This window comes from Corynebacterium sp. NML180780 (assembly GCF_007786415.1).
GTDB classification, from domain to species: Bacteria; Actinomycetota; Actinomycetes; order Mycobacteriales; family Mycobacteriaceae; genus Corynebacterium; species Corynebacterium gottingense.
The window spans coordinates 49,323-74,753 of record NZ_VNKN01000006.1 but is presented as its reverse complement, the minus strand read 5'-3'; the positions used below and the strand labels follow the sequence as shown (position 1 = coordinate 74,753).

The 25,431-nt window shown below is 66.2% G+C and carries 20 protein-coding genes; 6 read left to right on the top strand and 14 right to left on the bottom strand.

Annotation, left to right across the window (positions count from 1 at the left end; all coding sequences use genetic code 11):
* The first annotated feature begins 54 nt into the window (after nucleotides 1–54).
* Entirely contained in the window at nucleotides 55–1,911 is a 1,857-nt protein-coding gene (gene lepA, locus FPP74_RS05255; RefSeq protein WP_095546509.1) for a translation elongation factor 4, read from the top strand.
* Here the strand turns inward: lepA and FPP74_RS05250 are convergent.
* Both FPP74_RS05250 and FPP74_RS05245 read right to left on the bottom strand, forming a co-directional pair.
* Entirely contained in the window at nucleotides 1,895–2,686 is a 792-nt protein-coding gene (locus FPP74_RS05250; protein ID WP_144717325.1) for a CPBP family intramembrane glutamic endopeptidase, read from the bottom strand. The two genes, lepA and FPP74_RS05250, sit on opposite strands and share 17 nt — an antisense overlap.
* Nucleotides 2,683–4,251 (bottom strand): type II CAAX prenyl endopeptidase Rce1 family protein, encoded by a 1,569-nt coding sequence (locus FPP74_RS05245; protein WP_144717324.1) that lies wholly within the window; start codon nucleotides 4,249–4,251, stop codon nucleotides 2,683–2,685. Before FPP74_RS05245 ends, FPP74_RS05250 begins: the two co-directional genes overlap by 4 nt.
* On the opposite strand from FPP74_RS05245, the gene FPP74_RS05240 reads away from it, so the two are divergent.
* Both FPP74_RS05240 and FPP74_RS12205 read left to right on the top strand, forming a co-directional pair.
* A complete protein-coding gene (locus FPP74_RS05240) occupies nucleotides 4,250–5,458 on the top strand; it encodes an alpha/beta fold hydrolase (RefSeq protein WP_255456078.1) in 1,209 nt (402 codons plus the stop codon). The two genes, FPP74_RS05245 and FPP74_RS05240, sit on opposite strands and share 2 nt — an antisense overlap.
* Nucleotides 5,459–5,504: 46 nt before the next feature.
* Nucleotides 5,505–5,642: a hypothetical protein gene (locus FPP74_RS12205; protein WP_165765481.1), complete on the top strand. Its 138-nt coding sequence runs from the start codon at nucleotides 5,505–5,507 to the stop codon at nucleotides 5,640–5,642.
* Here the strand turns inward: FPP74_RS12205 and FPP74_RS05235 are convergent.
* From FPP74_RS05235 to brnQ, 8 genes are all read right to left on the bottom strand, one after another.
* Entirely contained in the window at nucleotides 5,639–6,604 is a 966-nt protein-coding gene (locus FPP74_RS05235) for a ribokinase (protein ID WP_144717322.1), read from the bottom strand. The two genes, FPP74_RS12205 and FPP74_RS05235, sit on opposite strands and share 4 nt — an antisense overlap.
* On the bottom strand, nucleotides 6,601–8,043 hold the full coding sequence (locus FPP74_RS05230; protein ID WP_240510483.1) for an ABC transporter ATP-binding protein: 1,443 nt from the start codon (nucleotides 8,041–8,043) through the stop codon (nucleotides 6,601–6,603). Before FPP74_RS05230 ends, FPP74_RS05235 begins: the two co-directional genes overlap by 4 nt.
* Nucleotides 8,040–8,855 (bottom strand): ABC transporter permease, encoded by an 816-nt coding sequence (locus FPP74_RS05225; protein WP_144717321.1) that lies wholly within the window; start codon nucleotides 8,853–8,855, stop codon nucleotides 8,040–8,042. The genes FPP74_RS05230 and FPP74_RS05225 overlap by 4 nt, the downstream gene beginning before the upstream one ends.
* A complete protein-coding gene (locus FPP74_RS05220; RefSeq protein WP_186439394.1) occupies nucleotides 8,855–9,769 on the bottom strand; it encodes an ABC transporter permease in 915 nt (304 codons plus the stop codon). The genes FPP74_RS05225 and FPP74_RS05220 overlap by 1 nt, the downstream gene beginning before the upstream one ends.
* Before the next feature lie 92 nt (nucleotides 9,770–9,861).
* Nucleotides 9,862–11,337, bottom strand: coding sequence for an ABC transporter substrate-binding protein (locus FPP74_RS05215; RefSeq protein ID WP_144717320.1), 1,476 nt, complete (start codon nucleotides 11,335–11,337; stop codon nucleotides 9,862–9,864).
* Nucleotides 11,338–11,367: 30 nt separating this feature from the next.
* Complete coding sequence (locus FPP74_RS05210; protein WP_095275474.1) at nucleotides 11,368–12,129, bottom strand: GntR family transcriptional regulator; 762 nt, start codon at nucleotides 12,127–12,129, stop codon at nucleotides 11,368–11,370.
* Nucleotides 12,130–12,214: 85 nt separating this feature from the next.
* Entirely contained in the window at nucleotides 12,215–13,207 is a 993-nt protein-coding gene (locus FPP74_RS05205; RefSeq protein WP_095535424.1) for an LLM class flavin-dependent oxidoreductase, read from the bottom strand.
* A gap of 9 nt (nucleotides 13,208–13,216) precedes the next feature.
* The gene (gene brnQ / locus FPP74_RS05200; protein ID WP_095535425.1) at nucleotides 13,217–14,614 is read right to left on the bottom strand and encodes a branched-chain amino acid transport system II carrier protein; all 1,398 of its coding nucleotides are present in this window, start codon (nucleotides 14,612–14,614) and stop codon (nucleotides 13,217–13,219) included.
* Nucleotides 14,615–15,009: 395 nt separating this feature from the next.
* Between brnQ and FPP74_RS05195 the strand changes: the two genes are divergently transcribed.
* From FPP74_RS05195 to efeB, 3 genes are read left to right on the top strand one after another with little or no spacing between them, the layout of a single operon-like run.
* Nucleotides 15,010–16,953, top strand: a complete 1,944-nt coding sequence (locus tag FPP74_RS05195) for a phospholipase C (protein ID WP_144717319.1) — start codon at nucleotides 15,010–15,012, stop codon at nucleotides 16,951–16,953.
* A gap of 15 nt (nucleotides 16,954–16,968) precedes the next feature.
* Nucleotides 16,969–18,168, top strand: a complete 1,200-nt coding sequence (locus FPP74_RS05190) for an EfeM/EfeO family lipoprotein (protein ID WP_233126951.1) — start codon at nucleotides 16,969–16,971, stop codon at nucleotides 18,166–18,168.
* Nucleotides 18,168–19,415, top strand: coding sequence for an iron uptake transporter deferrochelatase/peroxidase subunit (gene efeB / locus FPP74_RS05185; RefSeq protein WP_095275478.1), 1,248 nt, complete (start codon nucleotides 18,168–18,170; stop codon nucleotides 19,413–19,415). The genes FPP74_RS05190 and efeB overlap by 1 nt, the downstream gene beginning before the upstream one ends.
* 7 nt (nucleotides 19,416–19,422) lie before the next feature.
* Here the strand turns inward: efeB and FPP74_RS05180 are convergent, their stop codons facing one another.
* Genes FPP74_RS05180 through FPP74_RS05165 form a run of 4 tightly spaced genes read right to left on the bottom strand, consistent with a single transcriptional unit; the run spans nucleotide 19,423 to nucleotide 25,419 of the window.
* A complete protein-coding gene (locus tag FPP74_RS05180) occupies nucleotides 19,423–20,562 on the bottom strand; it encodes a phosphotransferase (RefSeq protein WP_144717318.1) in 1,140 nt (379 codons plus the stop codon).
* A gap of 10 nt (nucleotides 20,563–20,572) precedes the next feature.
* A complete protein-coding gene (treS, locus tag FPP74_RS05175) occupies nucleotides 20,573–22,327 on the bottom strand; it encodes a maltose alpha-D-glucosyltransferase (RefSeq protein ID WP_144717317.1) in 1,755 nt (584 codons plus the stop codon).
* Nucleotides 22,328–22,333: 6 nt separating this feature from the next.
* Nucleotides 22,334–23,455 carry a MalY/PatB family protein gene (locus tag FPP74_RS05170; RefSeq protein ID WP_095535509.1) on the bottom strand — a complete coding sequence of 374 codons (1,122 nt, stop codon included), beginning with the start codon at nucleotides 23,453–23,455 and terminating at the stop codon, nucleotides 22,334–22,336.
* Between the two features lie 53 nt (nucleotides 23,456–23,508).
* Nucleotides 23,509–25,419 (bottom strand): ABC transporter ATP-binding protein, encoded by a 1,911-nt coding sequence (locus FPP74_RS05165; protein ID WP_144717316.1) that lies wholly within the window; start codon nucleotides 25,417–25,419, stop codon nucleotides 23,509–23,511.
* Nucleotides 25,420–25,431: the final 12 nt, after the last annotated feature.

Sequence of the window (25,431 nt, the reverse complement as noted above, 5' to 3'; positions counted from 1 at the left end):
AGCGGGCGGGACAAGTGGTTTCGCGTGGGTTGTGCCCGGTAGGATGGTGAAACTATGGCTGCCACTACGAAAAATTTTGCGGAAGAGACGTTTACTTCGCCCGAGCGGATCCGAAACTTCTGCATTATCGCCCACATTGACCACGGCAAATCTACGCTCGCTGACCGGATTTTGCAGTTGTCAAACGTGGTGGCTGCGCGCGAGATGCGCGATCAGTACCTAGACAACATGGATATTGAGCGCGAGCGTGGCATCACGATCAAGGCGCAGAATGTGCGTCTTCCCTGGACGCCGACGACCGGTGAGTACGCCGGCCAGGACACGGTGCTGCAGATGATCGATACCCCCGGCCACGTGGACTTTTCCTATGAAGTTTCGCGTTCCCTCGACGCGTGCGAGGGAGCAATCTTGCTTGTCGACGCCGCGCAGGGGATCGAGGCCCAAACCCTGGCCAATCTGTACATGGCCATGGAGAATGACCTGGAAATCATCCCCGTGCTGAATAAAATCGATCTGCCCGCCGCAGATCCGGACAAGTACGCGGGGGAGATTGCCAACATTATCGGTTGCGAGCCGGAGGACGTGCTGCGCGTCTCCGGGAAGACCGGCGAGGGCGTGGCGGAGCTGCTGGACAAGGTTGTCGAGCTCGTTCCGCCGCCGACGTCGGAACACGGTCCGGATGCGCCTGCGCGCGCCTTAATTTTCGATTCGGTCTACGACACCTACCGCGGTGTGGTCACGTACGTGCGCATGATGGACGGCAGGCTCGAGCCGAACCAAAAGGTGCAAATGATGAATACCGGCACCACCCTGGAGATCCTCGAGATCGGCGTTGTCTCTCCAACCATGAAGAAAACGAAGGGGCTGGGTCCGGGCGAGGTCGGCTACCTGATCACCGGTGTGAAAGACGTGCGCGAGACGCGCGTGGGTGACACGGTGACCTGGGCGCAGAAGGGCGCCACCGAAGCGCTGGAAGGCTTCGAAGACGTCAAGCCGATGGTCTACTCGGGCCTGTTCCCGGTCAGCCAGGAGGATTTTCCGACATTGCGTGAGAGCCTGGAGAAGCTTCAGCTTAACGACGCCTCCTTGACTTGGGAGCCCGAAACGTCGGTGGCGCTGGGCTTCGGCTTCCGCTGCGGATTCCTCGGCCTCTTGCACATGGAGATCACCCGCGACCGCCTCGAGCGCGAGTTTGACCTGGACCTGATTTCCACGGCTCCGTCGGTCACCTACCGCGTGATCGCCGAGGACGGCACGGAGCACCTCGTGCACAATCCGTCGGATTGGCCGGGCGGCAAGTTGCAGCAGGTCTTCGAGCCGGTTGTCAACATGACGATCATCGTGCCGCAGGAGTTTGTCGGCTCCACGATGGAGCTGTGCCAGTCCAAACGCGGTCAGATGAAGAACATGGAGTACCTGTCCGAGGACCGCGTAGAGCTGCGCTACATCATCCCGCTCGGCGAGATTATTTTTGACTTCTTCGACATGCTCAAGTCACGCACGAAGGGCTACGCCTCGCTCAACTACGAGGAGGCAGGTTGGCAGGAGTCGGACCTGGTGAAGGTAGACATCCTCCTACAGGGCGATCCCGTGGATGCGTTTTCCGCGATCGTGCACCGCGATTCCGCGCAGTGGTATGGCAACAAGATGACGAAGAAGCTCAAGGAGCTCATCCCACGCCAGCAGTTTGAGGTGCCGGTGCAGGCGGCGATTGGTTCGAAGATCATCGCCCGCGAAAACATTCGCGCGATGCGCAAGGACGTCCTGTCGAAGTGCTACGGCGGCGACATCTCGCGTAAGCGCAAGCTGCTGGAGAAGCAGAAGGCAGGTAAGAAGCGCATGAAGGCGATCGGTTCCGTGACGGTGCCACAGGAGGCGTTCGTCGCGGCCCTGTCTACCGACGAGGGGTAAACGCGGCAATCAGCGCCGCGGACACCACCGTCGCGACTGTGCCCAGGGGACCGGAGCTTATCGACGCCCCCATCACCCACACGTTTCCTACCAGGTGCAAAGCCCACGCGGCCTCGATTCCGTCGGTGCGCCAGGTCAGCCACGCCGCGCAGGCGGCAAACACGGCGACGTCGACAATCGTGCCGGTCCCGCCCGTGTGCAGCGCAACGAACGCGAGCGCGGGCATGCCGTAGGCGATAGCAGGGTGTGTGCACCAGCGCCCGAACGCGCCCGAGCCAATGATCTGGGGGAGCGCGGCGCGGAACACGAGCTCTTCTGCTGCCGATTGCAGCGTGATCACGGCGCACAGCGCACACACCAACGCAACCGAGCGCGTTTCGTCCAGCGGGGCGGATTCACCGCTAACGCGTGCCCATAAGGCGGCGCCTGCCGTGGCGGCAGCGTAGAAACCAATCGTGAGGGCGAGGGCGCGCCCCGCTACGGGCCACCTGATACGCCGCGTGGTTGACACCAGTGACGCGGGGTGGCGTCCGGTGCACGCGGCGGCGAGGGGCGCCGCCGGCAGCGTCGCTGCGAGAACCAGCAGCGGCTCAAAGAGCGCTCGCTGCGCGGGGTCGTCGAGCAGGATCCCGCGCGAGCTGCACAACTGGATGGCGAGCGCGGCGACGACGCCGAAGGCGGTGGCAAACGCCGCGAGCAGCGCGAGCTCCGCTGTGCGAACCCACGTGCTGCGCCCGGGGCGCGCGTCGGCGGTGCGATGGAGCGGTACCGTCATGCGCGCACGCTCCCGCCAGCAGTCGCAGTGACTGTCAGCGAGAATTCTGCAGACGCACCCGGGGCGAGCTCAACACCTTCGCGGTTTTCGCCCAGGAGCGCGGGTTCGACGCAGACGAAGCGGGTCCAGTCGTCCGCGCGCAGCCCGTCGGCGGCGGCGCATTCCTCAGGGCCTGGGTTCCACACCACGACGTGGTCGGTGCCCTGGGTGCGGAAGGCGAGGGCGCGGTGGCCGTCGATAAGCATACAGTCATTGGTGGTGCGAACGACGCTGTCGACCTCCCGGCCGAACGCGAGATCGCCGTCAATCCTGCGCTCTGCACCCGCGACCTTGTCAAAGTAGGGCTGGTCGGCGAGACCGGTGACGCGTGCGCGCGCGGTGTCAACGGCCCAGTAAGGGTGGAGCGCGAGCTGAATCCGGCGAGACTCCTCGTCCTCATTGACCGCACGCAGCGTGAACGTGGGCTCGGGGCCGCGGCGAACGGTGTAGATCAGGCGGAGGCGATCGTTGCTGAGTTCCGCAGTGGTGGCCTCGCCAGTTTCCTCGGTGATGACCCACGGCAGGGCGCGCGCCCACCCGTGCATCTGCGGGCCCAGCGTTTGCGCGAACCACGGCGCAACCACGGGAACGCCGCCGTGCTCGGGCCCGGCGGACGAGTTGAACAGGAGGTCGCCGGTGGGGTGAGGGAGGGTACGCAGGTGGGCATCGGTGGTTGGCATGGGGGCAACCTTACTGCCAATGATCGGCAGCGCGATCAGTGCGAGGGCGAAAGCGCCAAGTTGGCCGACGACGGGCAGCAGGACGCGCACCGATTCCAGATCAATAAGACCGGAAAACCTTGCGTACGAGACAGTGATGTTATTGACAATGTGCAGCGCCACCGAAAGCTCGATCCCGCCCGAGCGGTGGACCAGCAGCGAGGCAACCAGGGCGAACACGGCGATGGTGACCATGCCGCCGCCGCCCGCGGTGTGCCCGACGACGAAGATTGGCAGGGCCAGTAGGTATGTGAGCCACGGCGAGCGCATCCACGCACCGAAGCTTTGCACCACCACGCCACGAAAAAGGAGCTCCTCAGCGAGACACTGCAGCGGGACCAGGGCGAGCACAATGCCCACGCACCAGAAAAATGTCGCGTCCAACGGCGCGGGCGGCGCACCGTATATGACGATGTCTGCAGCGAGCGTGAGCAGGCCGGGCGCGGCAAACGCTGCGAGCCCGGGCAGGAAGTAGTGCCACCGGAACCGCCGCTCGACCGACCACAGCGCGCGCACGTCGCGCCCGGAGGCCCACGCCGCTACGAACGCGGCCGGGACCGTCATCGCGAGTGCGCCGAAGCCAACCAGCATCGATGTGGGGGTGCCGTCCGCAATACGACCGATACTCTCTTTGCCGTTGATGAGAATGAACGCGACCACCCACACTGCCTGGAGTGCGACGAACAGTGCAGCGGCGACTGCGATCTCAAGAAGCGGGCGCCACCAGCGGTACGGGCGGATGCGGTCGCGGCGCGCTAGGCGGTGGAAGGCGGGGATCATGCGGGGAGTGTCTACGATCGCAGGCATGGAGTCAACTGTAGAGGTCACCCGAGGCCAATGGTCCGTCTTCGCTCGCGTGTTGGGAGACACCGGCGCTCCCGCGTTGCTGTTTTTGCAGGGAGGGCCGGGCTCGCCCGCGCCGCGCGAGCGATTCGCGTGGATTGAAGAGGCGCTGCGCCGCGGTTACCGAGTCGTGCTGCTGGACCAACGCGGCACGGGCCGGTCGACGCGCGTCGACGCCGCCACGCCCGAGCTCATCAACGCCGATACGCTTACGGAGCTGCGCGCGCCGGAGATCATCAAGGACGCGGAGGCGGTCCGCGAAAAGCTCGGCATCGAGCGCTGGGACGTACTGGGGCAGTCCTTTGGCGGGTTCTGTTTGCTGCACTACCTGTCGGTCGCGCCGGAACATATCGGGGTGGCGATGTTTACGGGCGGGTTGGCGTCGATAAGCGAGGGCCCCGACGCGGTGTACGAGGCGACGTTTGCGAAGCTGCGCGCCCGCCACCGCGCGTTCAACCGCAGCTACCCGGAGGCGGAGCGCACGATGCGCGAGGTGTGCCGCCACCTTGAGGCTGCCGAGGAGTGCCTGCCGACAGGGGAGCGGCTCACCCCGCGCCGCTTCCGCACCGTCGGCATTGAGCTTGGGCGCCAGGGCGGCTTTGCGACGCTCGCGAGCCTCCTCGAATCACCCTTCCACCCCAACGGACGCCTGCGCACCGACTTCCTCGCCAACGTTGGCCAACGAGTCAGCTTCGCGGCCAACCCGCTCTATGCCGCTATCCACGAATCCATCTACGGCGGCACCGTGCCGGGGACGACGAACTGGTCTGCCGAGCGGGTCTCGCGCATCATCGCGGGGTTCGGTCCCGACGCTTCGCCGGACGACGACGAGTTCTACCTCACCGGCGAACACATCTTCCCCTTCCAGTTCGACGAGGATCCCGCGTTGCGTCCGTTCAAGGGTGCGGCGAACGCGCTCGCCGCCAAGGACGACTGGGGCAACCAGTACGCGGGCGTCATCGACGGCGCGGCGGCGCACGAGGTTGCGGGCGGCAGACGCGTTGCAGCCGTCTACACCGACGACATCTTCGTACCTCGCGAGCTGTCGCTGGCCACCGCGGACGCGCTGGGAGTGAGCGTGTGGGAGACTGCAACGTACCAGCACGACGGCCTTCGCCGACACGGGACGGAGGTCATTGGGCGGCTGTTGGAGATGGCTGCGCAGCGGTAGTGCGTGTAGGGTGCACGCGCGGTTGCGCGCGGGCTATGATCGGGGCATGCAACGACCGGTTCCCCGCGAGCAAGTGCAGTTGAGTCCCGCCGAGGCGCACGAATTTGAGGACCTCACGGCCGTGTTTGAGCGAGTTGAGGAGCACCTGCTGAGTTGGTCTCTGGTGCCCCGCATCCGCGACTAGCGCGCAGCCCCCGGCAGCTCGTCACCGGAGTTTGGGTACGACGGCTGGGCGCCTGGGCGCTGGACCGAAAACGCGCCGACGCGCGCCGCGTAGGCGGCCGCGTCATCCAGCGAGTCGCCGGCGACGAGCCGGAAGCACAGGGCGCCAGCGAACGAGTCCCCGGCACCGACAGTATCTACCGCCGTCACGCGCGGGCTCGCGATGTCGCGCAGGCCGTCAGCATCGGCGACGAGCGCGCCCGCCGCACCAAGCGTGAGGACGACCGACGCAACCCCCGCGTCGAGCAAGCGCTGCGCCAGTTCGGGCGGGGTTCCCGAGCCGTCGAGGCCAAGCTGCGCCAGGATCAGGCCGGCCTCATGTTCGTTGGCGAGCAGCGGATCGGCCGTGAGCAGCGCGTCGCGCGGTACGTCGACAACGGGCGCAAGGTTAATCACCACCTGCCCGTGAGCCAGCTTGACGGCCTCGGCGAACCCGTCCGCCGGAATTTCGCCCTGCAACAAGACCAGCGGCGCCTGTTCGATGGGGGCACGGTGCGCGCGCACGAACGTTGCGTCGACCAAAGCGTTTGCGCCGGGGATGACCAGGACGGTGTTTTCGCCGTCGGCGGCGACGGTAATCACGGCGAGCCCGGTGACGTCGTCGACGTCCTCGAGGTGGTCGAGGTTCACTCCAGCTTCGCGCATGAGCGCGGTCGCTGGCGTGGCGTTCGCGTCGCGTCCGACGGCGCCGACGAGCGCCACGCGCCCGCCAAGCTTGGCTGCCGCGCACGCCTGGTTCGCGCCCTTGCCACCGGCGGTGATGCCACCGCCACTGCCCAGCAGCGTCTCTCCGGGCTCGGGGTGCCGCGGCACGTTCACGGTCAGGTCAGCGTTGACGGAGCCGACGACAACAATGTCGGCTGTGGCTGTGGTGTTCGCTGTGTTGCTCGTTGCGGCGGGACGGGGTGCGCTGTGTTGGCTCATAGGTCCTCATCGTACGGAAGATCGGTCGGGGTCTCGTAGGGGATGATTGCGTCGAGGAGCTGGTGGGTGTACTCGTGCTGCGGGTCGGCCCAGATTTTTTCGGTCGCTCCGTGCTCGACGATGCGCCCGCGGTGCATGACCGCCAGCCGTGGGCACAGCTCGCGGGCAACCTGTAAGTCGTGGGTGACAAAGATGAGCGTGCCGTCGCCGACGGTGGAGCGAAGCAGGTCGAGCACCTGGTGCTGCACGGATGCGTCGAGGGCGGAGACGGGCTCGTCGGCAAGCAAGAGCCCGGGGCGCGGCGCTGCGGCGCGGGCGATCGAGATGCGCTGGCGCTGCCCGCCGGAAAACTCGCTCGGCAGACGCGATCCCGTCCCACCGAGCTCGACGGCCTCAAGCATCGCGTCGGCGCGCTCGGCGTCGACGCCGGCCTCGCGGATGGAATCGCGCACGCGCATGCGGGGGTCCAGCGACGAGTACGGGTCCTGGAACACCATGTGCAATCGCTTGGAAACACTCACCTCACCGGAATCCGGGGCCAAAAGCCCCGCGATGACGTGCAGGAGCGTGGTCTTGCCGGAGCCGGACCCGCCGACGATGGCCACGCGGTCGCCCTCACGCACGGTGAGGCTGACACGGTCGAGTGCCCGCGTTGCCCCGCGGGTCAGTGTGACGTCGGCAAGCTCGACCACGGGTTGGCGCAGCTCACGGTCGTGCGTATGCGGATCTGCCGCGGGCGGGCCCGGCTGCGCGGCGCGTGCGAGCGACCGGGCGTACTCCCCGTCGGATTCCTCGATGCGCCCGCGGTGGAAGACAAGGGTGCGGTCAGTCATATGGTGCACGACCGCGAGGTCGTGGGAGATGAACAGCAGCCCCATGCCTCGCTCGGTGACGAGCGAGTCGATGAGGTCAAGGACCTCCGTTTGCGTCGTTGCATCGAGCGCGGTGGTCGGCTCGTCGCAGATGAGTACGTCGGGGTCCTGCGAGAGGGCGAGCGCAATGAGGACACGCTGGCGCTGCCCGCCCGACAACTGGTGTGGGTACGCGTCCGGACGATCCACGCCGACCTGGCGCAACAGGTCGCGGGGGACGAGCCGCCCAATCCTGGTCAGGGGATCCAGCGCCGTCATCGGTTCTTGGAACACCATGGCGACGCGTTGCCCGCGTACCTTTCGGCGGGTCCTGTCGCGGGTCCCCACCATCTCGATGCCGTCGACGGTGACCGAGCCCGAGGCCGGCGGAAGCCCGGGCTGGTCGGCGAGTCCCATGATGGACAAGGCGGTGAGCGACTTGCCCGAGCCGGATTCACCAATGATGCCGACCCGCTCGCCGCGTTCGAGGGTAAAGCTGACGTGGTCGAGGACGCCGGGGATGGTCAGCCCGTCGACGGTGATGAACGGTGCCGACGAGCCGTCTGCGGTGCTATTCGCCAAAATCACTGTGCCCTCCGTTCGGTTCCGGTGCCGAGCAGGTTAAACCCGAGCACGGTCAGCGCGATGGCCAACCCGGGCCACAGCGCTAGGTGCGGGGACGTGGCCAAGAACGGCTGCGACGCCTGCAGCATGCGCCCCCACGACGCGTACGGCGCCGGGGTACCCAGGCCGAGGAAAGAAAGCCCTGCCTCCGCGAGGATTGCGAGCGCGAACGCGACTGACACCTGCACCGTAATAATGGGTGCGATGTTGGGGAGGACGTGCCGCAGCGCGATGCGCCACCCAGTGGCGCCAGAGATGCGTGCGGCGAGCACGTAATCCTGGTGCATGACTTGCATAGTGCCGACCCTGGCGACGCGGATGAATCCGGGCACGCCGGCAATGCCGACAGCGAGGATGACCACCCACATCGACGCACCGAACACGGCGGTAAAGACGATGGCCAGCAGCAGCGCGGGGAACGCCAGCAGCAGGTCCGCGCCCGCCATGACCACGCCGCCGCCACGACCTGCCGCGCCCCGCATGCCGGCGAGGACGCCCAGTGGCACACCGACCAGGGCGGAACCGGCGACGGCGGCAAGCGAGACCGCAAGCGTGAGGCGTGCGCCGTCCATGATGCGAGACAGAATGTCGCGGCCGAGCTCGTCGGTCCCCATCCAGTGCTGCCAGCTGGAGCCGACCAGGCGAGCGGCAGGGTCGGCGTGCAGCGGGTCGTACGGAGTCCATACCAGGGAGAGCAGCGCGGCGAGCACTGCCACCGCGACGAGCACGAGCCCGAAGGTGCGCCCCGCTCCGAAGCGTTTACGCGTTGTCACCATTATGCGAACCTCCCCGGCCGCCCAGCTTGTCTCGTTCGCGGATCGATCGCGGCGTAGCTGACGTCCACCGCGAGGTTGACCGCGAGCGTAAACGCGACGATGCACATCATCACCGTTTGGACCGCGGTGAGATCGCGGGTCGACACGGCGTCGATAAGCATGCTCCCGAGGCCAGGCACCGCAAACACGCGCTCAATCACCACAGCGCCAACGATGAGGGTGGACAGTTGCACGCCCGTCACCGTCAGTACCGGCAGCGCGGCGTTGCGTAGCGCGTGGCGAGCCAGGGCAGTGCTTACCGACGCCCCGCTCGCCCTTGCCGTGCGCACATAGTCTTTCGTGAGCTCCTCCGAAATCGCGGCGCGCACGTAGCGGGTGAGGATCGATGCCTGCACCAACGTCAGCGCGAACACCGGCAGCACGATGTGCGACGGCGTGCCCCACCCGTTCGCGGGAAGCCAACCCAGTCGGACGGAGAAGCACGCGACGGCGAGGATGCCCACCAGGAATGAGGGGACCACGATGCCGACCTGGGTCAGCGCGTTGATGAGCGCGGCGTCGGCGTGGCCGCGGCGGCGCGCCAGGTAGGTTCCCGCCGGCACCGCGATGGCCAGCGAGCACACCATCGCGATGACGGTCAGCGTGAGCGACGCGCCTGCGCGCTCCGCCACGACGGGGGCGAGCTCAGTGCCGCTGGCCATGGAGATGCCGAAGTTTCCGGTGAGCATTCCACCTACCCAGTCCAGGTACTGGTCCACGAGCGGACGGTCGGTGCCCAGCCGGTGGGAGAGCTCCGCGACCGCCTCGTCGGTTGCGCTCACGCCGAGGGCGACGCGCGCCGGGTCGCCGGGGACGGCGCGGAGCAGCACGAAGATGATGACGCTCGCGGCGAGGAGTAATAGGACAAAGCGCAGGAGCGCGTGGCCGAGGCGCGCCGCGAGCGCGGAGGCGCCGCTCCTGGCTCTGACGGTGCTGTCCGCACGGTGCTCGCGCGAAAGGAGCTTGCTCACCGTTCTACCTCCTTTAACGGTAGCGAGTCGGTGACGACGTTGGGGTTCAGGCCGTGCACGCCCGGGGCGTAGAGGACGACGTTTGGGGCGTTGACCAGGGTGAGCGCGCCGGCGTCCGCCATGATCGTGTCCACGGCGTGCACGCGGTCGCCGCTGCCGAGCGCGGCGCGTGCTGCTTCGGAGTCGTAGCCGAGGTAATAGTCGGGGTCGCCAAACAGCACACCCAGGTCACGCGGTTCCACGTGCGCGACCAAGGACGCCTGGTAGTCGTGCCCCTTGAGCACGTCTGCGAGCCAGACCGCGGGGAACTCGACCGTTTCAAGGTGAACGCGGAATCCGACGTCGGTGAGCTGGGAGTAGATAAGTTCGCTGGCCGTTTGCGCGTACGGCAGGTTCGGCACGGTGATGGTGATTTCCGGAGCGCGCCCGCCGAGAAGCTCTCGCGCGCGTTCCGGATCGTAGGGGTAGTAATTCTCGCCCGTATACCAGGGGTCGGTCGGCGGCACGGGTGCGCCGCCGGTGTCGGTGGCGAGTCCGTTGTACACGACGCTATTCACCGCCGCGCGGTCGATGGCAAAGGCAGCAGCGCGGCGGACGTCGGGGTCATCAAACGGAGCGCGATTATTATTCATGGAAAATAGGACCTCGCCGTTGGTGGTGCCGATGTCCACCGTGATGTCGTCGGGGAGCGCGTCGATGAGCTGCGGTGCCTGCATCGCCCACACCACGTCGGCGTCGCCAGTGCGCAGCGCGTTGACAGCGGCAATCGAATCGTCGAAGTAGCGGATTTTGGCGTCGTGCTCGGCGGGCTCGCCCCAGTAGTCCTCGCGCGCACTGAATTCGATGGCTTCGCCGACGCGGAAGTTGTCCACTACGTATGGGCCGGTCCCGAGCGGATCCGTGGCGAGCCGGTCCACGCTCGCCGGCGCCATCATCGCGCCGGTCAGCGTGCCCATGGACCATAACCAGTCCGGGCTCGGGGAGTCGAGCGTGACGCGGAGCGTGTGCTTATCGACGCTCACCGCTTCCCGCACCGGCGCCATCTGGCTCTTCAGGCCGTTCGTCCACTGGTCTTTGACGTAGTTGATGGAAAACGCGGCGGTGTCGGCGTCGAAGGGGGTGCCGTCGGCAAATGCGACGTCGTCGCGCAGGTGGAAGGTGTATTCGGTGCCGTCGGTGCTTTCCTCCCAGCTGGTGGCGAGGAACGGCTGCGGTTTACCCGATTCGTCGATCCGGACCAGGGTTTCGTAGACGTTGCCCATCATCGCCTGGGGGACGGCCGCGCCGCCGGTGGTGGTGAAATCCAGGCTGGCGGGTGCCGCTTGCGTGGCGACGACAACTTCTTCGCGGGCATGCTCGGGGGCCGCGTCCGTGTCTCCTCCGCTGCCGCACGCAGCGGTGGTCAGCAGCGCGCAGGACGCGGCAAGCACCCCGGCGAGCCGGAGAGGGTGGGAACCAGCTGTGGAAGCCATGGGCAGAGTGTAACGGGGCCCACGCGGCGACTACGAATCGATTTCAAACCACAGGGGGGACGAGTGCCCCCGCACATTGTTCAGCCCGATGGTGATCATGTCGGCGCGGTACGTTTGCACAGCGAGCTCGACAGGCCTGCCCGAGTGGTCGAAGACGCGCATCTCCACCTGAATCACCGGTGTACCTGGGGCGATGTCGAGCGCGTCCGCCTCGTTGTCGGTCGCGGCGTGGACCGTCAGCGCGCGGGACAGGTTGTTGAAGTCGATCCCACTACTCACGAGGCGGCGGTGAATGGAATCGTGCTCTGGATCAACCCCGTCAAGGGCGTTGGTCACACTGGGGTGGAAGTAGAGAGACTCGATCACCAGCGGGGCGCCGTCGGCGGTGCGGGTGCGCTGCACGGTCACCGCCTCCTCGCGGCCGGGGACGCGCAGCACGTCCGCCGCGTGCTGGGGCAGCGGGGCCAGGCCGTAGTGCTTCAGGACCTGGCCGGGGGCCTTGCCCAGGTTCACAATCCAGGCCGTGTTGGACAGGATCTCTTCGAACGACTCGGTGCGAATGTTGGAGAGCACGAGCGAGCGCCGACCGCGGCCAGAGGAGATGAGTCCCTCGGCACGCAGGGTCGCCATCGCCTGGCGGACGGGGCCGCGGGACGAATTGAACTGCTCGCACAGGTCCGCCTCAGAGGGGAGTGGTTCGCCCGCGGGGATCCGGCCCGTGAAGATTTCATCGCGCAGGTGCGCCGCGATTTCCTCGTGTTGTTGCGGGGGCCGAAGCGGCGAAACGGACATGACACTCTCCCAGCTATAGCGCGCCTAAAAGTATGAACTCGGCTAGACCCTATACCAGGATCCTGAGTGTTCACGCATCGGCGAATTAATGTTTCCAGTGGCTTGCGAGGATGTCCATGGAGGCGAGTACTTCCTCGTGGCTGGGTGCCTGCAACGAAATCATGAGCTCGTCCGCGCCCGCGTGCTGTGCAAACCAGTCGAGGTACTCGACGACCTGCTCGCCGGTGCCCTGTGCGGTGTACCGCAGCATGTCAATGATCTGCCGGCCCTGGTAGGAGTCGACGACGGCGTCCAGTTGGGCGTCGTCAAGCACCTGGCCCCTTCGGCCCAACATCGCGCGCACGCGGTTGCGGTGTACCAGCCCGGTCTGCCGCTCCGCGTCCTCCTCGGTCTCCGCGGCGGTGACGTTGACAGCGGCCACACAGTACGGCTCGGGGTAGCGCTCGGAGGGTTCGTAGTTTTCGCGGTAGTAGGCGGTGGCCTGCTCCAGGTGTTGCGGCGCGAAGTGGGACGCGAACGCGTAGGGCAGGCCCAGCTTGGCGGCCAGGGACGCGCCGAACATGGACGAGCCGAGGATGATCAGCGGCACGTTGGTGTTGAAGCCGGGGACGGCGGTTACGCCCGGGAGCGGCGACTCGTTGGACAGCCATGCCTGGAGCTCGAGGACATCCTGCGGGAAATTTTCGGCGGCGCGGGGGTCGCGTCGCAACGCACGGCCCAGTGTTTGCTGGTCGGTGCCGGGGGCGCGGCCCAAGCCCAGATCAATGCGGCCGGGGTAGAGCTCCTCGAGCATGCCGAACTGCTCGGCGATGACGTAGGGGGAGTGGTTGGGCAGCATCACGCCGCCGGAGCCCAGGCGGATGCGCTCAGTCTTGGCGCCGATGTGGGCGATGAGCACCGCGGGCGTGGAGGAGACAATCGAGCTCATGTTGTGGTGCTCGGAGTACCAGATACGCGAATACCCCAACGACTCCGCGTGCTGGGCGAAGGCTACGGAGCGCTCCATGGCCTCGCCGACGGATTCGTCGGGGTAGCGGGTGCAAAAATCAATGAGTGACAGTGGGGCACGCGTATTCATGCCCCCACACTACGCGGTGACTACGTCACCGTCGACGGTCTCGTTGGTGCCCACCGCCATCGGTGTCTTGGGGTGTGCCCAGTCGATGGCCAGGCCGATGAGGAAGGCGATGACAACCGGGACGATCCACCCCAGTCCCTCGGCGTGCAGCGGCAGCCAGGACACCAGCGGCGTGAGCGCGTCCGCGCCCCACCCCTGGGAAATGCAGGTCTCGATCGCCGAGTAGATCACAGCGACCCAGATGGGCAGGAAGAACGCCCAGGTAAAACGGGTGCGCTTGGCAAACGCCGGCTCGACCAGCGTTACCAAGATCAGGGAGATGGCGGGCGGGTACAGGAAGCCGATGACCGGGGCCGCAATCGTCATGACGAAGTCGAGGCCCTGCGTTGCGATGACCATCGACGTGACGGTGAACACGACGGCCCAGATCTTGTAGGAGCCCGGGAACTGCGAGGAGAAGTACTCGGCGGTCGCGGTGATCAGACCGACCGACGTGGTCAGGCATGCGAGCAGGACGATCAGCGCGAAGATGATCTGGCCCGCCATGCCCATGGTCAGGTTGGAAGCGTCTGCAAGCAGGCCCGCGCCGTTGTCGTACTGGGTGGGGTTGGGGATGACGCGGCCGATGGTGCCCAGGCCGAGGTAGATGGCGCCCAGCATGATGCCCGCGCCAACGCCGGCGAGGATCGTGCCGCGAACAATTTCCTTGCCCTCCTTGAACCCTTTGAACTGCAGCGTGGAGATGACCACGATCGAGAACGCCAACGCGGCGATGGAGTCCATGGTGAGGTAGCCCTCGAGCAGGCCGGAGGTGAACGGGCCGTCTGCGTAGGTCTCACTCGGGGCGGAAGGCTCCGCGTCCCACTTGACAATGGACACGGAGATCATGATGATCAGCAGGACCACCAGGGCGGGCACGAGGAATTTGCCCAGGGTTTCCATAATGCGGGTGGGGTTCCACGCCAGCGCCAGGGAGACGCCGAAGAAGATCACATTAAAGACGGCGGAGGCGAACAAACCGTCCCACCCAAACAGTGGCGTGATCGCCGTTTCCATGGACACGGCGCCGGTGCGGGGCAGCGCGTAGAAGGCGCCGATAGACAGGTAAGCGAGCACCGGAAAGACGACGCCGAAGACGGAACCGGCGCGCTGCGCAAGGTCGCGGACGTTCGCGCCGGACATGGCGATCGCGATCACCGCCAGCACTGGCAGGAGTGCGCCGGTGCCCAGGAAGCCGAGAATGGCGGGCCAGAAGTTGTCGCCGGCCGAGACCGCCAGCATCGGCGGGAAAATTAGGTTGCCAGCACCGAAAAACATGGAAAACAGTGCGAGCGCGGTGATGACGATCGTTTTCGTCTGGCCGCCGGTGCTGCCCGAGGCGCCGGCGGACGTTGCTGTGGAACTCATTGAAACCCTCCTTGTAGGTGTTGGGTGGTTTTCAGCGTACATCGAAGATTCCATTTTTGGGAAACTTTGTCCCAAATAGTGGAAAATTTGGGGAATGTAACTAATTTGCCAGCGGGTTTGCGTCGATAAGCGATCGGTGCGAGCGGAGCGAGAAAGTGGAAAGTTAGGCAAACTGTTGGTGAATTTTGCGTCAACAGTAGGTGTGATCGGGCGAGAATTTCACTGTTGTTCCAGCTCACAGGCTTGAACGTGCGGGAAATGGATGGATTGACAGGCTTTGCAAAGTGACCTGGCGGGAATTTAAATAGGCGCTGAAAGGATACGGTCCTCGCGCAGGGGTGCCGCAGCTTTCGTCGTTACCGCAGTATCCGCTTACTTCAAGATTGGACTTCGCCATGAAGCTTCGTCACCGCGCTATCGCCGCGTGCGCCGCAGTCGCCGCGACCACTGCAATCGTCCCGGGTGTGGCCCAGGCCGACACTAAGACCCCGATCGAGCACGTCGTGGTCATTTACTCGGAGAACATCTCCTTCGATCACTACTTCGGCACCTACCCCAACGCCGCAAACCTCGACGGCGAGAAAATGCAGGGCTCGGGCAACGACGCCCCGAAGTTCACCGCCAAGAAGGACACCCCGAAGGTCAACAACCTGGAAAACAACGACCTGCTCGGCGAGAAGAACCCGAACTCCACGAAGCCGTTCCGCCTCACTCCGGGCCAGGCCGTGACTACGGACCAGAACCACCACTACGGTGACGAGCAGAAGGCCTACAACGGCGGCAAGATGGACAAGTTCGCAGAGACCGTGTCCACCGATGTGGACAAGTACGGCGAGGGCTCCTTCGCCACTGTCGGCACGACCATGGGCTACTACGACGGCAACACCGTCACCGGCCTGTGGAACTACGCGCAGAACTTCGCCATGAACGACAACTCGTTCTCCACCATCTTCGGCCCGTCCACCCCGGGTGCGCTCAACCTGATTTCCGGCACCGTGGCCGACGCCACCATGCACGACCCGGCGACCGGCGAGCAGCAGAAGATCGTCGACGGCCAGAACCACGCCCTCGCCGGCGTCTCCGAGGACGGCAAGACCGCGACCGTCGTCGGCGACCCGGACCCGCTGTTCGACGACTGCTCCAACTCCTCCTCCGCGGGTACCAACCAGGTCACCGCGATGCACTCCAAGAACATCGGTGACCAGCTCAACGAGAAGGACGTCACCTGGGGCTGGTTCCAGGGCGGATTCCGCCCGACCGAAGAGGCAACCGATTCCTCCCGTGCACGCTGCGGCGCCGCGCACAAGACGCTGACCGGCCAGGATAAGACGGACTACAACCCGCACCACCAGCCGTTCCAGTACTACGCATCCACCGCGAACCCGCACCACTTCGCGCCGTCCAGCGACGAGATGATTGGTAAGACCGACCGCGCGAACCATCAGTACGACCTGACCGACTTTGACAAGGTCATCGAGCAGGGCAACCTGCCGGCCGTTTCCTTCCTCAAGGCCGCGAACTACCAGGACGGCCACGCCGGTTACTCCAACCCGTACGACGAGCAGGCCTTCATTACCCACTACATCAACGAGCTGCAGAACTCGCCGGAGTGGGACTCCACCGCGGTCGTCATCGCCTACGACGACTCCGACGGCTGGTACGACCACCAGGCACCGACGATCCTCAACGGCTCCAACGATCCGCACCAGGACGCGGAGATCTGCACCGCTGCAGCCAAGAAGGTCGGCGTCGCGGGCGACAAGCACGGCCAGTGCGGCCCGGGTACCCGTCAGCCGCTGCTGATCGTCTCCCCGTACGCAAAGACCAACTTTGTCGACTCCACCTACACCGAGCAGACCTCCATCACTAAGTTCATCCAGGACAACTGGGGGCTGGGCCGACTGGGAGGCATCGCTTTCGACGAGCGCGCCGGCGAGCTGAACAACATGTTCGACTTCGACGGTGAGAAGGCGCCGAAGCTGTTCCTCAATGAGACCGACGGCACCGTGGCCAAGGATTACGCCTCGATTGAGAAGGTGGACAACACCTCCCGCGAGATCTCTAACCTCAAGCCGGTCGCAGAAGGCATGAACAACCCGCTGGTCACCGAGAACGGTGTCGCCGAGGTGGCCAAGATGGTCAACCGCGACGCGAAGCCGGGTGCGCAGCAGCCGGGCAAGGATGATCCCGCCGGCGAGCAGGACGGATCCTCCACCGGCGGCATCATCGCCGCGGTCGTTGCCGTCCTTGCTGTCCTGGGTGGCATCGGCGCTTGGGTCATGAACGGCATGCCGGGGCTGCCCGCGAACATCAAGGACTCCATCAAGCTCCCGTTCTAAGGCAGGCGCTCAGTAATGCAGGAAAACATCCAATACGCTCTGGCGGCGCTGGCTGCACTCATCGCAGTCATCGTCGGCATCGTGCACATCCCAGGAATCTCAAGCTCGAGTGGCACGGAAGGCTCGAGTGGCTCCTCGTCGCAATCGCAGGGCCAGCCTTCCGCGCAGCCCGCACCGAGTGACAACCCCGACCAGCTCACGCTGCACGTGCGCGACGTGTACAACTGCCCGTCCCCCGGGGATGTGCAGGACCAGGCGAATTGGAATGTCTACAACACCTCTGGCCTGGCCCTCACCGTCTACGTATCGGACGATGACGGCTACGCCTACCAGGTCCTCGAGCGCGTCGGCTTCCCCGCCGAGCGCGCCTGGACCCCCAAACTTCAAAACGGCACGTACCACCTGACGTGCGTGTTTCACAGTGATTCCGCGGTGAAGTCCGAACCGTTCCAGGTCACCGGATCCCCCATCACGGACGCCCCGAAGATGGTGCCCATCACAGACCGAGAAGTCGCCGCCGTCTCCACCGCCCACGCCGCCGCGCAGAAACAGCGCGTCCCCGAGCTGCAGGTCAAGGCGCAGGCGCTTGTCGACGCCACCCGCTCCGGCAACCGCAGCGAGGCGCAGGCCTCCTACCTGGCATACCTGGAGACGTACCGCTCCTTCGACGACGCGTCCGAGATGTGGCCGGGCGCGGCACTTGGCGGGTACGAGGACGTCGAAAAGCTGCTCTTCTCCGAGGCACCGGTGCAGGACGCGGTGGCGCCCGCGGAGGCGCTGGCCGACGCCGTCGACAAGGCGGCGCACGCGCTTCAGACCTTGCACTTTGCCATCCCGGCACCCGATTATGGGCTGCGCACGCACGAGGTGATGGAGGAGTTCGAGCGTTTTGACATGCGCGGCGAGCGGGACTTCGGCGCACACGCGCTGCCCACGGCGCTGCGCGGAAACGTAACCTCGACCAGGGCGACGATGGACCCGGTGCGCGAACTCGTGGAGGGGCGCGGCCTGGACACCACCCCAATTTATGACCAGCTGGACGCGCTCGAGCAGCTCGCCAACGAGATGGACGCGAAGTACGGCGCCGGCGGCACGCCGACGGCCTACGACGACTGGGAGCAAGACGACCGGCTGAGGCTACAAGCCGAGGTCGCCCGCGCGAATGAGCTGCTGGCCACGGTGGCCACCATGACTGTGATCCGGAGGATGAACTAGTGACTTGCCCGTTCCACTTCAACCGACGCACGTTCCTCGCCGGCGCCGCCACGGCCACGGCGGCGCTTGGGGTCCAGGCGACGACGCAGGCGCAGCAGGCGGACTCGCCCCGGGGCGACGGCACGCCGCGCTCCGACAACGCGACCGTGAACAACCCGGAGGCGCGCCTGGAATTCCACGGCGAGCACCAGCAGGGCATCATCAACCAGCCGCAGAAGTACGCGGAAATCGTCGCCCTGGACATCCAGCAGGGGGACCGCGCCCGCCTGGAGCAGCTCCTGCGCACGATCACCGAGCGCTCCCGCGCGCTCACGGCCGGGGGTGCGACCGCCGTCGACGGCATCGCATTCCCCGCCAGCGACTCGGGCGAGCTTGGCCCGGACCTGCCCACCGACAACCTGTCCATCACCCTCGCGGTGGGCGAGTCCCTCTTCGACTCCCGCTTCGGGCTCGCAAACCGCAAGCCCGCCCGCCTGCGCGCGATGGAGGCGTTCGCGGACGACACGCTCAACCCCGATCTCTGCCACGGCGACCTGGTGCTGCAGATCTGCGCCGACCAGCACGACACCGTGACCCACGCGCTGCGCGACATCTTGCGCCACACCCGCGGCGACGTTGCCGTGCGCTGGCGCCAGAACGGCTATATGAACGAGCCCCGGCCGACCGGCACGCAGCGCAACCACCTCGGGTTTAAAGACGGCATCGTCAACCCCTCGCCGAAGCAGTTCGACGACCTGGTGTGGGTGGGCGACGGCGAGCCCGACTGGACCGCGGGCGGCAGCTACATGGTCGTGCGCCTGATCGCCATGTATACGGAGTTTTGGGACCGCATCTCCATCGCGGAGCAGGAGCAGATCTTCGGCCGCGACCGCGCCACCGGCGGGCCGCTCTCCGGCGGCGACGAGTACGCCGCCCCGGACTACCTCGATGACGCGAACGGCGACGTGATCCCCACCGACGCACACATCCGCCTGGCCAACCCGCGCACCCCGGAGACCGCGGACCAGCTCATGCTGCGCCGCGCCTACAACTACGACAACGGCGTGCGCGACAATGGCACCCTCGACGTCGGCCTGCTCTTCGTCTGCTTCCAGCAGGACTTGGAGCGCCAGTTCGTCACCGTGCAGAAGCGCCTGGAGGGCGAGCCGCTCGCGGACTACATCCGCCCCTACGGCGGCGGCTACTTCTTCGCCCTGCCCGGCGTCGCCGACCAGGACGACTACTTCGGCAGCGCCCTACTGGCCTAATCCGCTCCTACACCAGGTCGCGGATCGCGTCGAGGGGGATGTCCACCCAGTCCGGGCGGTTGTTCGCCTCGTAAATCACCTCGTAGGCGGCCTTGTCCACGATGTAGGCGGCGAGCAGCGCGTCGCGTTCGGCGCCGTACCCTGCGAGCAGCTTCTCGACGCCGCCGCGCTCCCATTCCACGTCAAACCCGCCGACGGCGCGGGCGTACCCGTACGAGCGCACCATCCCGGCCACGTCACGCAGCCGATGGTCCGGGCGGCGCCGCTGCGCGAGGGGCCGCGCCGGCTCGCCCTCGAAGTCGATGAGGTACCACCGCTTTGGGGTCTTGAGCGTCTGCCCCAGGTGCAGGTCGCCGTGAATCCGCTGCACCGGCACGGTTGACTCAGTGCGGCCGAGCTCCGCGTAGAGCTCGCGGATCCGCGGGGCGAAATCGGCGAGCAACGGTGCGCGGCGCACGTATGCATCCAGGTTTGCGGTGAGCGTGTCGGCGATCGCGCGCGTCGGCCGTTCCTGGACGCCGAATGCGTGGGCAAGCGCCTCGTGCACGGTCCGCATCGCGCGCCCGAGCGACTCCGCCTGCGCGGCGACCTCGGCCTCCGGCAGCGTCCCCTCGCCGGAGCCCCCGGTAGTGAGCACGAACCCGTCGATGCCGCCGCGGATGAATTCCTGCTGCATCGCTAGCGTCTGCTCGCCGCGGGTGACGTAGGCGTTCACGGCGGCGACGTGCGGGCAGTCGCCGATGCGGGTGAGCAGTTCAACGTCCGGGTTGAGGCCGTCCTCGAGGTGGCGGAACACCTTCACAATCGTGTTGCCGACGACGAGGTTGGTGTTGGACTGCTCGGCGCCCAGTGGGGTAGCGGCGCCGGTGATCAGGTCGCCGTGGACCTCGCCGAGCTCGGGGAGCGCGGCCACGTAGGCCGTGGCCCCGGAGTCGGTGCTCAGAATGTCCTGCGTCTCACCGCTCGCCGACTCCGCAAGGAGGACCTGGTAGGTGTCCGAGTCGGCGCCGCGTGTGACGTCGAGAAGCTGCCACTGCGCCGTGGTGCCGCAACCAGGGACGGCGACCGGCCGCGCGGTGGCGACGGTGATCGCGTCGATGGTGTCTGACTTTGCGCCGTAGAATCGTTGCGAGGCGAGATCGAACATGCCGCCCTCCCTAGGAGATGTCGAACCAGAAGAAGCCGTGCGGAGCGAGGGTAACCAGCCAGGGGAGCTCGCCGATCGCCGGGAACTCCAGGCCGCCGGACAGCTCGCGGGGAACGACGCCGGCGTACTGCGAAAGGTGCATCTCCACCGCCTGCGGGCGCGAGCTCATGTTGTGTACGCACAGGATTCGCTCGACCCCGCCGCCGGGGGTCCCGTCCGCGGAAGCGTCGTACTCGCGGATGAAGGCCAGCACCTGCTCGTTGCCGTGGTCCACCTCTATATACGAGCCGCGCCCGAACGCCTTGTACTGCTTGCGGATGTGCACCTGCGTGCGCACCCACTGCAGTAGCGAGTTCTCGCGGTCCATCTGGGATTCCACGTTCACGATGTGGTAGCCGTACTGGTCGTTGCGCACCGGGGGCAGGTAGAGCCGCTCCGGTTCGGCCTTGGAAAACCCGCCGTTGCGGTCGTTGGACCACTGCATGGGCGTGCGCACGCCGTCGCGGTCGGGCAGCCAAATGTTGTCGCCCATGCCGATCTCGTCGCCGTAGTACAGGAACGGGGAGCCGGGCAGGCTGAGCAGCAGGGCGTGCGCGAGCTCCAAGCGGTCGCGGTGCCCGCCGAGCAGTGGGGCGAGGCGGCGGCGGATGCCCACGTTGGCACGCATGCGCGGGTCGGATGCGTAGTGTTTGTACATGTAGTCGCGCTCTTCCTCCGACACCATCTCGAGGGTGAGCTCGTCGTGGTTGCGCAGGAAGATGCCCCACTGGGCGGACGCCGGGATCGCCGGGGTTGCGCGCAAGATGTCAATGATAGGCGTCGCCGATTCCTGGTGAATTCCCATGAAAATGCGCGGCATGACGGGGAAGTGGAACGCCATCTGGCACTCGTCGCCGGAGCCGTCGGGGTTACCGTGTTCGTCGGTGCCGCCGTCGCCGAAGTACTCCACCACCTCGTCGGGGAGCTGGTTGGCCTCGGCGAGCAGGAAGCGGCCGGGGTATTCCTCGTCAAAGAGTGCGCGCACGCGCTTGATAAAGCCGTGCGTCTCCGGCAGGTTTTCTGACGAGGTGCCCTCGCGCTCGAAGAGGTAGGGGATGGCGTCGAGGCGGATGCCGTCCATGCCCAGGTCGAGCCAGAATCGGATGATGCCCAGGATCTCCTCCTGCACAGCCGGGTTGTCGTAGTTCAGGTCCGGCTGGTGGGAGAAGAAGCGGTGCCAGAAGTACTGCTTGCGCACCGGGTCCCAGGTCCAGTTGGATTCCTCGGTGTCGATGAAGATGATGCGGGTGCCGTCGTACTGGGTGTTGTCGTCGGTCCACACGTAATAGTCGCCGTACGGCCCATCCGGGTCCTGCCGGGACGCCTGGAACCAGGCGTGGGAGTCGGAGGTGTGGTTGATGGGAAAGTCCGTGATGATGCGGATGCCGCGTTTATGCGCGGCGTCGATAAGCGAAATGAAGTCCTCGACGGTGCCGAACTCGGGCAGCACCTTGCGGAAGTCGCGGATGTCGTAGCCGCCGTCGCGCAGCGGGGAGTCGTAGAACGGCGGGATCCACAGGCAATCCACCCCCAACCACTGCAGGTAGTCGAGCTTCTCCTCCAGCCCCTTGAGCGTGCCCAACCCCGTGCCGTCCGGGTCGTAGAAGGCGCGGACGAGGACTTCGTAGAATACGGCGTCCTTATACCATTCGGGGTCGGGCCGCTCCCAGGGCTGCTCCGGGGGTGCGGGGGGTAGGTAATCTGAGGCCTGTGGGGTCTGCTCCATGCCCATCTACAGTAGGCGAATTGCCCCCGCCATGCGCTCGACTGCCTCCCGCAGGATCGCGGGGCTGGTGGCAAAATTCAGGCGCGCCTTGTGCCGGCCACCGGGGCCGAAGCTCATGCCCTCGTTCATGGCCACCTTCGCGTGCGTGCGCAACCAAGTGGCCGGCTTTTCCGTGGTCAACTTGGTATTCCGGAAGTCCAGGAGCATGAGGTAGGTGGCCTGCGGGACCTCGACCTCGATGCCGGGAATTTCGCGGGGAAGGGTTTCCACGAGCCAGTCGCGGTTCTCGCGCAGCTGCGCAATTTCACCGTCGAGGAAGTCACCCCCGTCCCGGTAGCACGCCTCGGCGGCGACGATGCCGAGGGTGCCCGTGCCGTCTTTCGCCACCCCGCTGAGTCCCTGCCAGGTCTTGACATCGGCGTCGTTGGAGAAGATCAGCTGCGCGCACTTCAGGCCCGCCACGTTCCAGGCCTTCGACGCCGCCGTAATAGTGATGCACACGTCCGCATTGTTCGCGGCCGCGCACGTGTGGACGCCGTCGTAGACCAGCGGCGCGTGGATCTCATCGACGATCACACGCGCGCCGTGGCGGCGGGCAAGGGCACAGATCTCATCGAGCCGCTCGGGCGTAAAGGTCCACCCGCCGGGGTTGTACGGGTTGGTGAGCACGAGCGAGCCCGCGCCGCGGGCAAACGCCGCGTCCAGTTCGTCCAGGTCCAACCCTGGCACGGCGCGCACGTTGATGCGCACGCGTCCGGCGGTCCCCGCCACCTCCAAGAACGGGTGGTAGGCGGGCACCGGCACGATGACCGGGCCCTCGGTGAAGTGCTGGATGGATAGCAACACGCCGCGCACCACGTCGGGGATGGGGAAGATGCGCGCGGGGTCCGGCCGCCAGCCGTAGCGCGCGTCGTAGAAGTCGGCCACCAGCCCTGGCAGCTGCTGCGCGCTCGGAGCGGGGGTGTAGCCGAACATCTCGCGCTCGACGGCGTCGGCGATCGCCGCGCGCACGGGCTCGGCGGTGGTGAAGTCGCTCTCGGCGATGAACAGCGGCAGTACATCGTCATCGTACTGGGTCCATTTGCGGGTTCCGCGTGCGCGGAGTTGCTCAAGCTCGGGGAAATCCATGGCCCAAGCTTAACGACGCCCACCCGCCCCCTCCGCCACGCCGCCCCGCGGGATCAGGCGTTGTGGGGCTGCGCGGCGCCCTCCACGTCCGCGGCGTCCTCGTCCTCGGCGTCGTATTCGCCGTCTAGCTGGAAGCCGAAGGACTTCAGGCGCGCCCGGTCCGCGGCGGACGAGGACGCGGTGAGCGTGAGCAGCTCTGAATAAATACCGCCGGAGGAGGCGAGCTCCCCCGGCGAGCCGATCTCATCAATCCGGCCGTTGTCCAGGGTGATGATGGTGTCCACGTCGGCGATGGTGGAGAGGCGGTGCGCGATCATGATGGTCGTGCGGTCCTTCATCAGCTCATCAAGGCCGGCCTGCACGGCGCGCTCCGCCTTGGTGTCCAGAGCCGAGGTGGCTTCGTCGAGCACCAGGATGGGTGCGTCCTTGAGCATGGCGCGCGCGACGGCGACGCGCTGTTTCTGCCCGCCGGACAGCCGCAGGCCGCGCTCGCCGATGACGGTGTCGTAGCCGTCCTTGAACCGGGTGATGAAGTCGTGGGCGTTCGCGCGCTTGGCCACGTCGATGACCTCCTCGCGCGTCGCGCCGGGCTTACCGTAGGCGGTGTTTTCCGCCACGGTGCCGGAAAACAGCGCGGGTTCCTGGAAGACCACGCCGGAAGACGCGCGCAGTTCCTCCACGCTCAAGTCCTCGAGGTTGCGGCCGCAGATGGTGAGCGTGCCGTCGTGAAGCGGGTAGAGCCCCAGCAACAGGTTGACGATGGTGGACTTGCCGCCACCAGACTCGCCCACCAGCGCGATCTTTTCGCCCTCGCGCGCGGAAAAGGTCAGGCCCTCCAGGACGGGCTCGCCCGGGTTGTACGCGAAGGAGACGTCGTCAAAGGCGACGACCGGTTCGCGCACCTCGAGCGGTGCGTGCGCGACCTGTGTGAGCTCCGGCACGCCGGTGGACTGGGTCGCGGCGACGAGCTCGCGGTTGGCGGTGGGCTCGTTCGGCTCGTCCATTACCTTGAAGTAATCGCGCGAACCAGCGATGGCGCGCTGCGCGGCGTCGACGATCCAGCTCATCATCTGCGCAGGCTGGCGAGCCATGGTGACCATCTGGATGAGCATGACCATCTCGCCGATGGTGAAGTCGCCGTGGAGCGTGCGCACGAACAGGATCAGGTAGATGCCCAAAAAGACCGCCGTCATGGCGATGCCGCGCACCGTGTCCATGCTGTGCCACCAGCGCGACTGCGGGCGCGTGATGTCCACGGTGTTGTTGTAGTGGGTGCCAAACTTGTCCAGCTCGCGAACCTCCGCCACGAAGGACTTGGTCACCTTGACCTGACCGACCACCTCGGCGAAGCGGCCGTTGCCCTCGTCGATGTTGGCGTTTTTCTCCTGCTCGAAGCGCTGCCACCGCGTGGACGTGAGCGCCGTGAGCCACATGTAGAGCGGGAACAACAGCGCCAGGAGGATGGTGAGCGGCCAGTAGTAGTACGCCGTGATCGCCAGGATCGCCACGACCTGCAACAGCATCGGCAGGAAGCTGTTGGCAAAGGACTGGATGAACTGGGTGACGTTTGCAATCGAGCGGTCCAGGCGGGCGATGATCGTGCCCGTGACCTGGTTGTCAAAGTAGCGCTGCGGCAGCGCGAGCAGCTTGGCAAAGTAGCGCGTGGACATGATCTGTCGGATGCGCGCCACCATCACGTCGCCCAGGTAGCCGGCGACGTTGCGCAGCAGCGCCGCAGCGGATTCGGCAGCAAACAGCGCGATGGCCAGCCACACGACAGCGCGCACCGGCGACGGCCCCTCGCTGCCACCGCTGACGTATCCGACGATGGTGTCGGTGGCCTCCCGGATGATGAAGGGGGAGACCAATCCCAGAGCTGCGACACCGGAGGAAATGATCACGACGGCGAGGTAGTAGGGCCACAGCGCAGAGGCGCTGCGGAGGACACGCAACAATGACTGCATAATTTGGTTAGG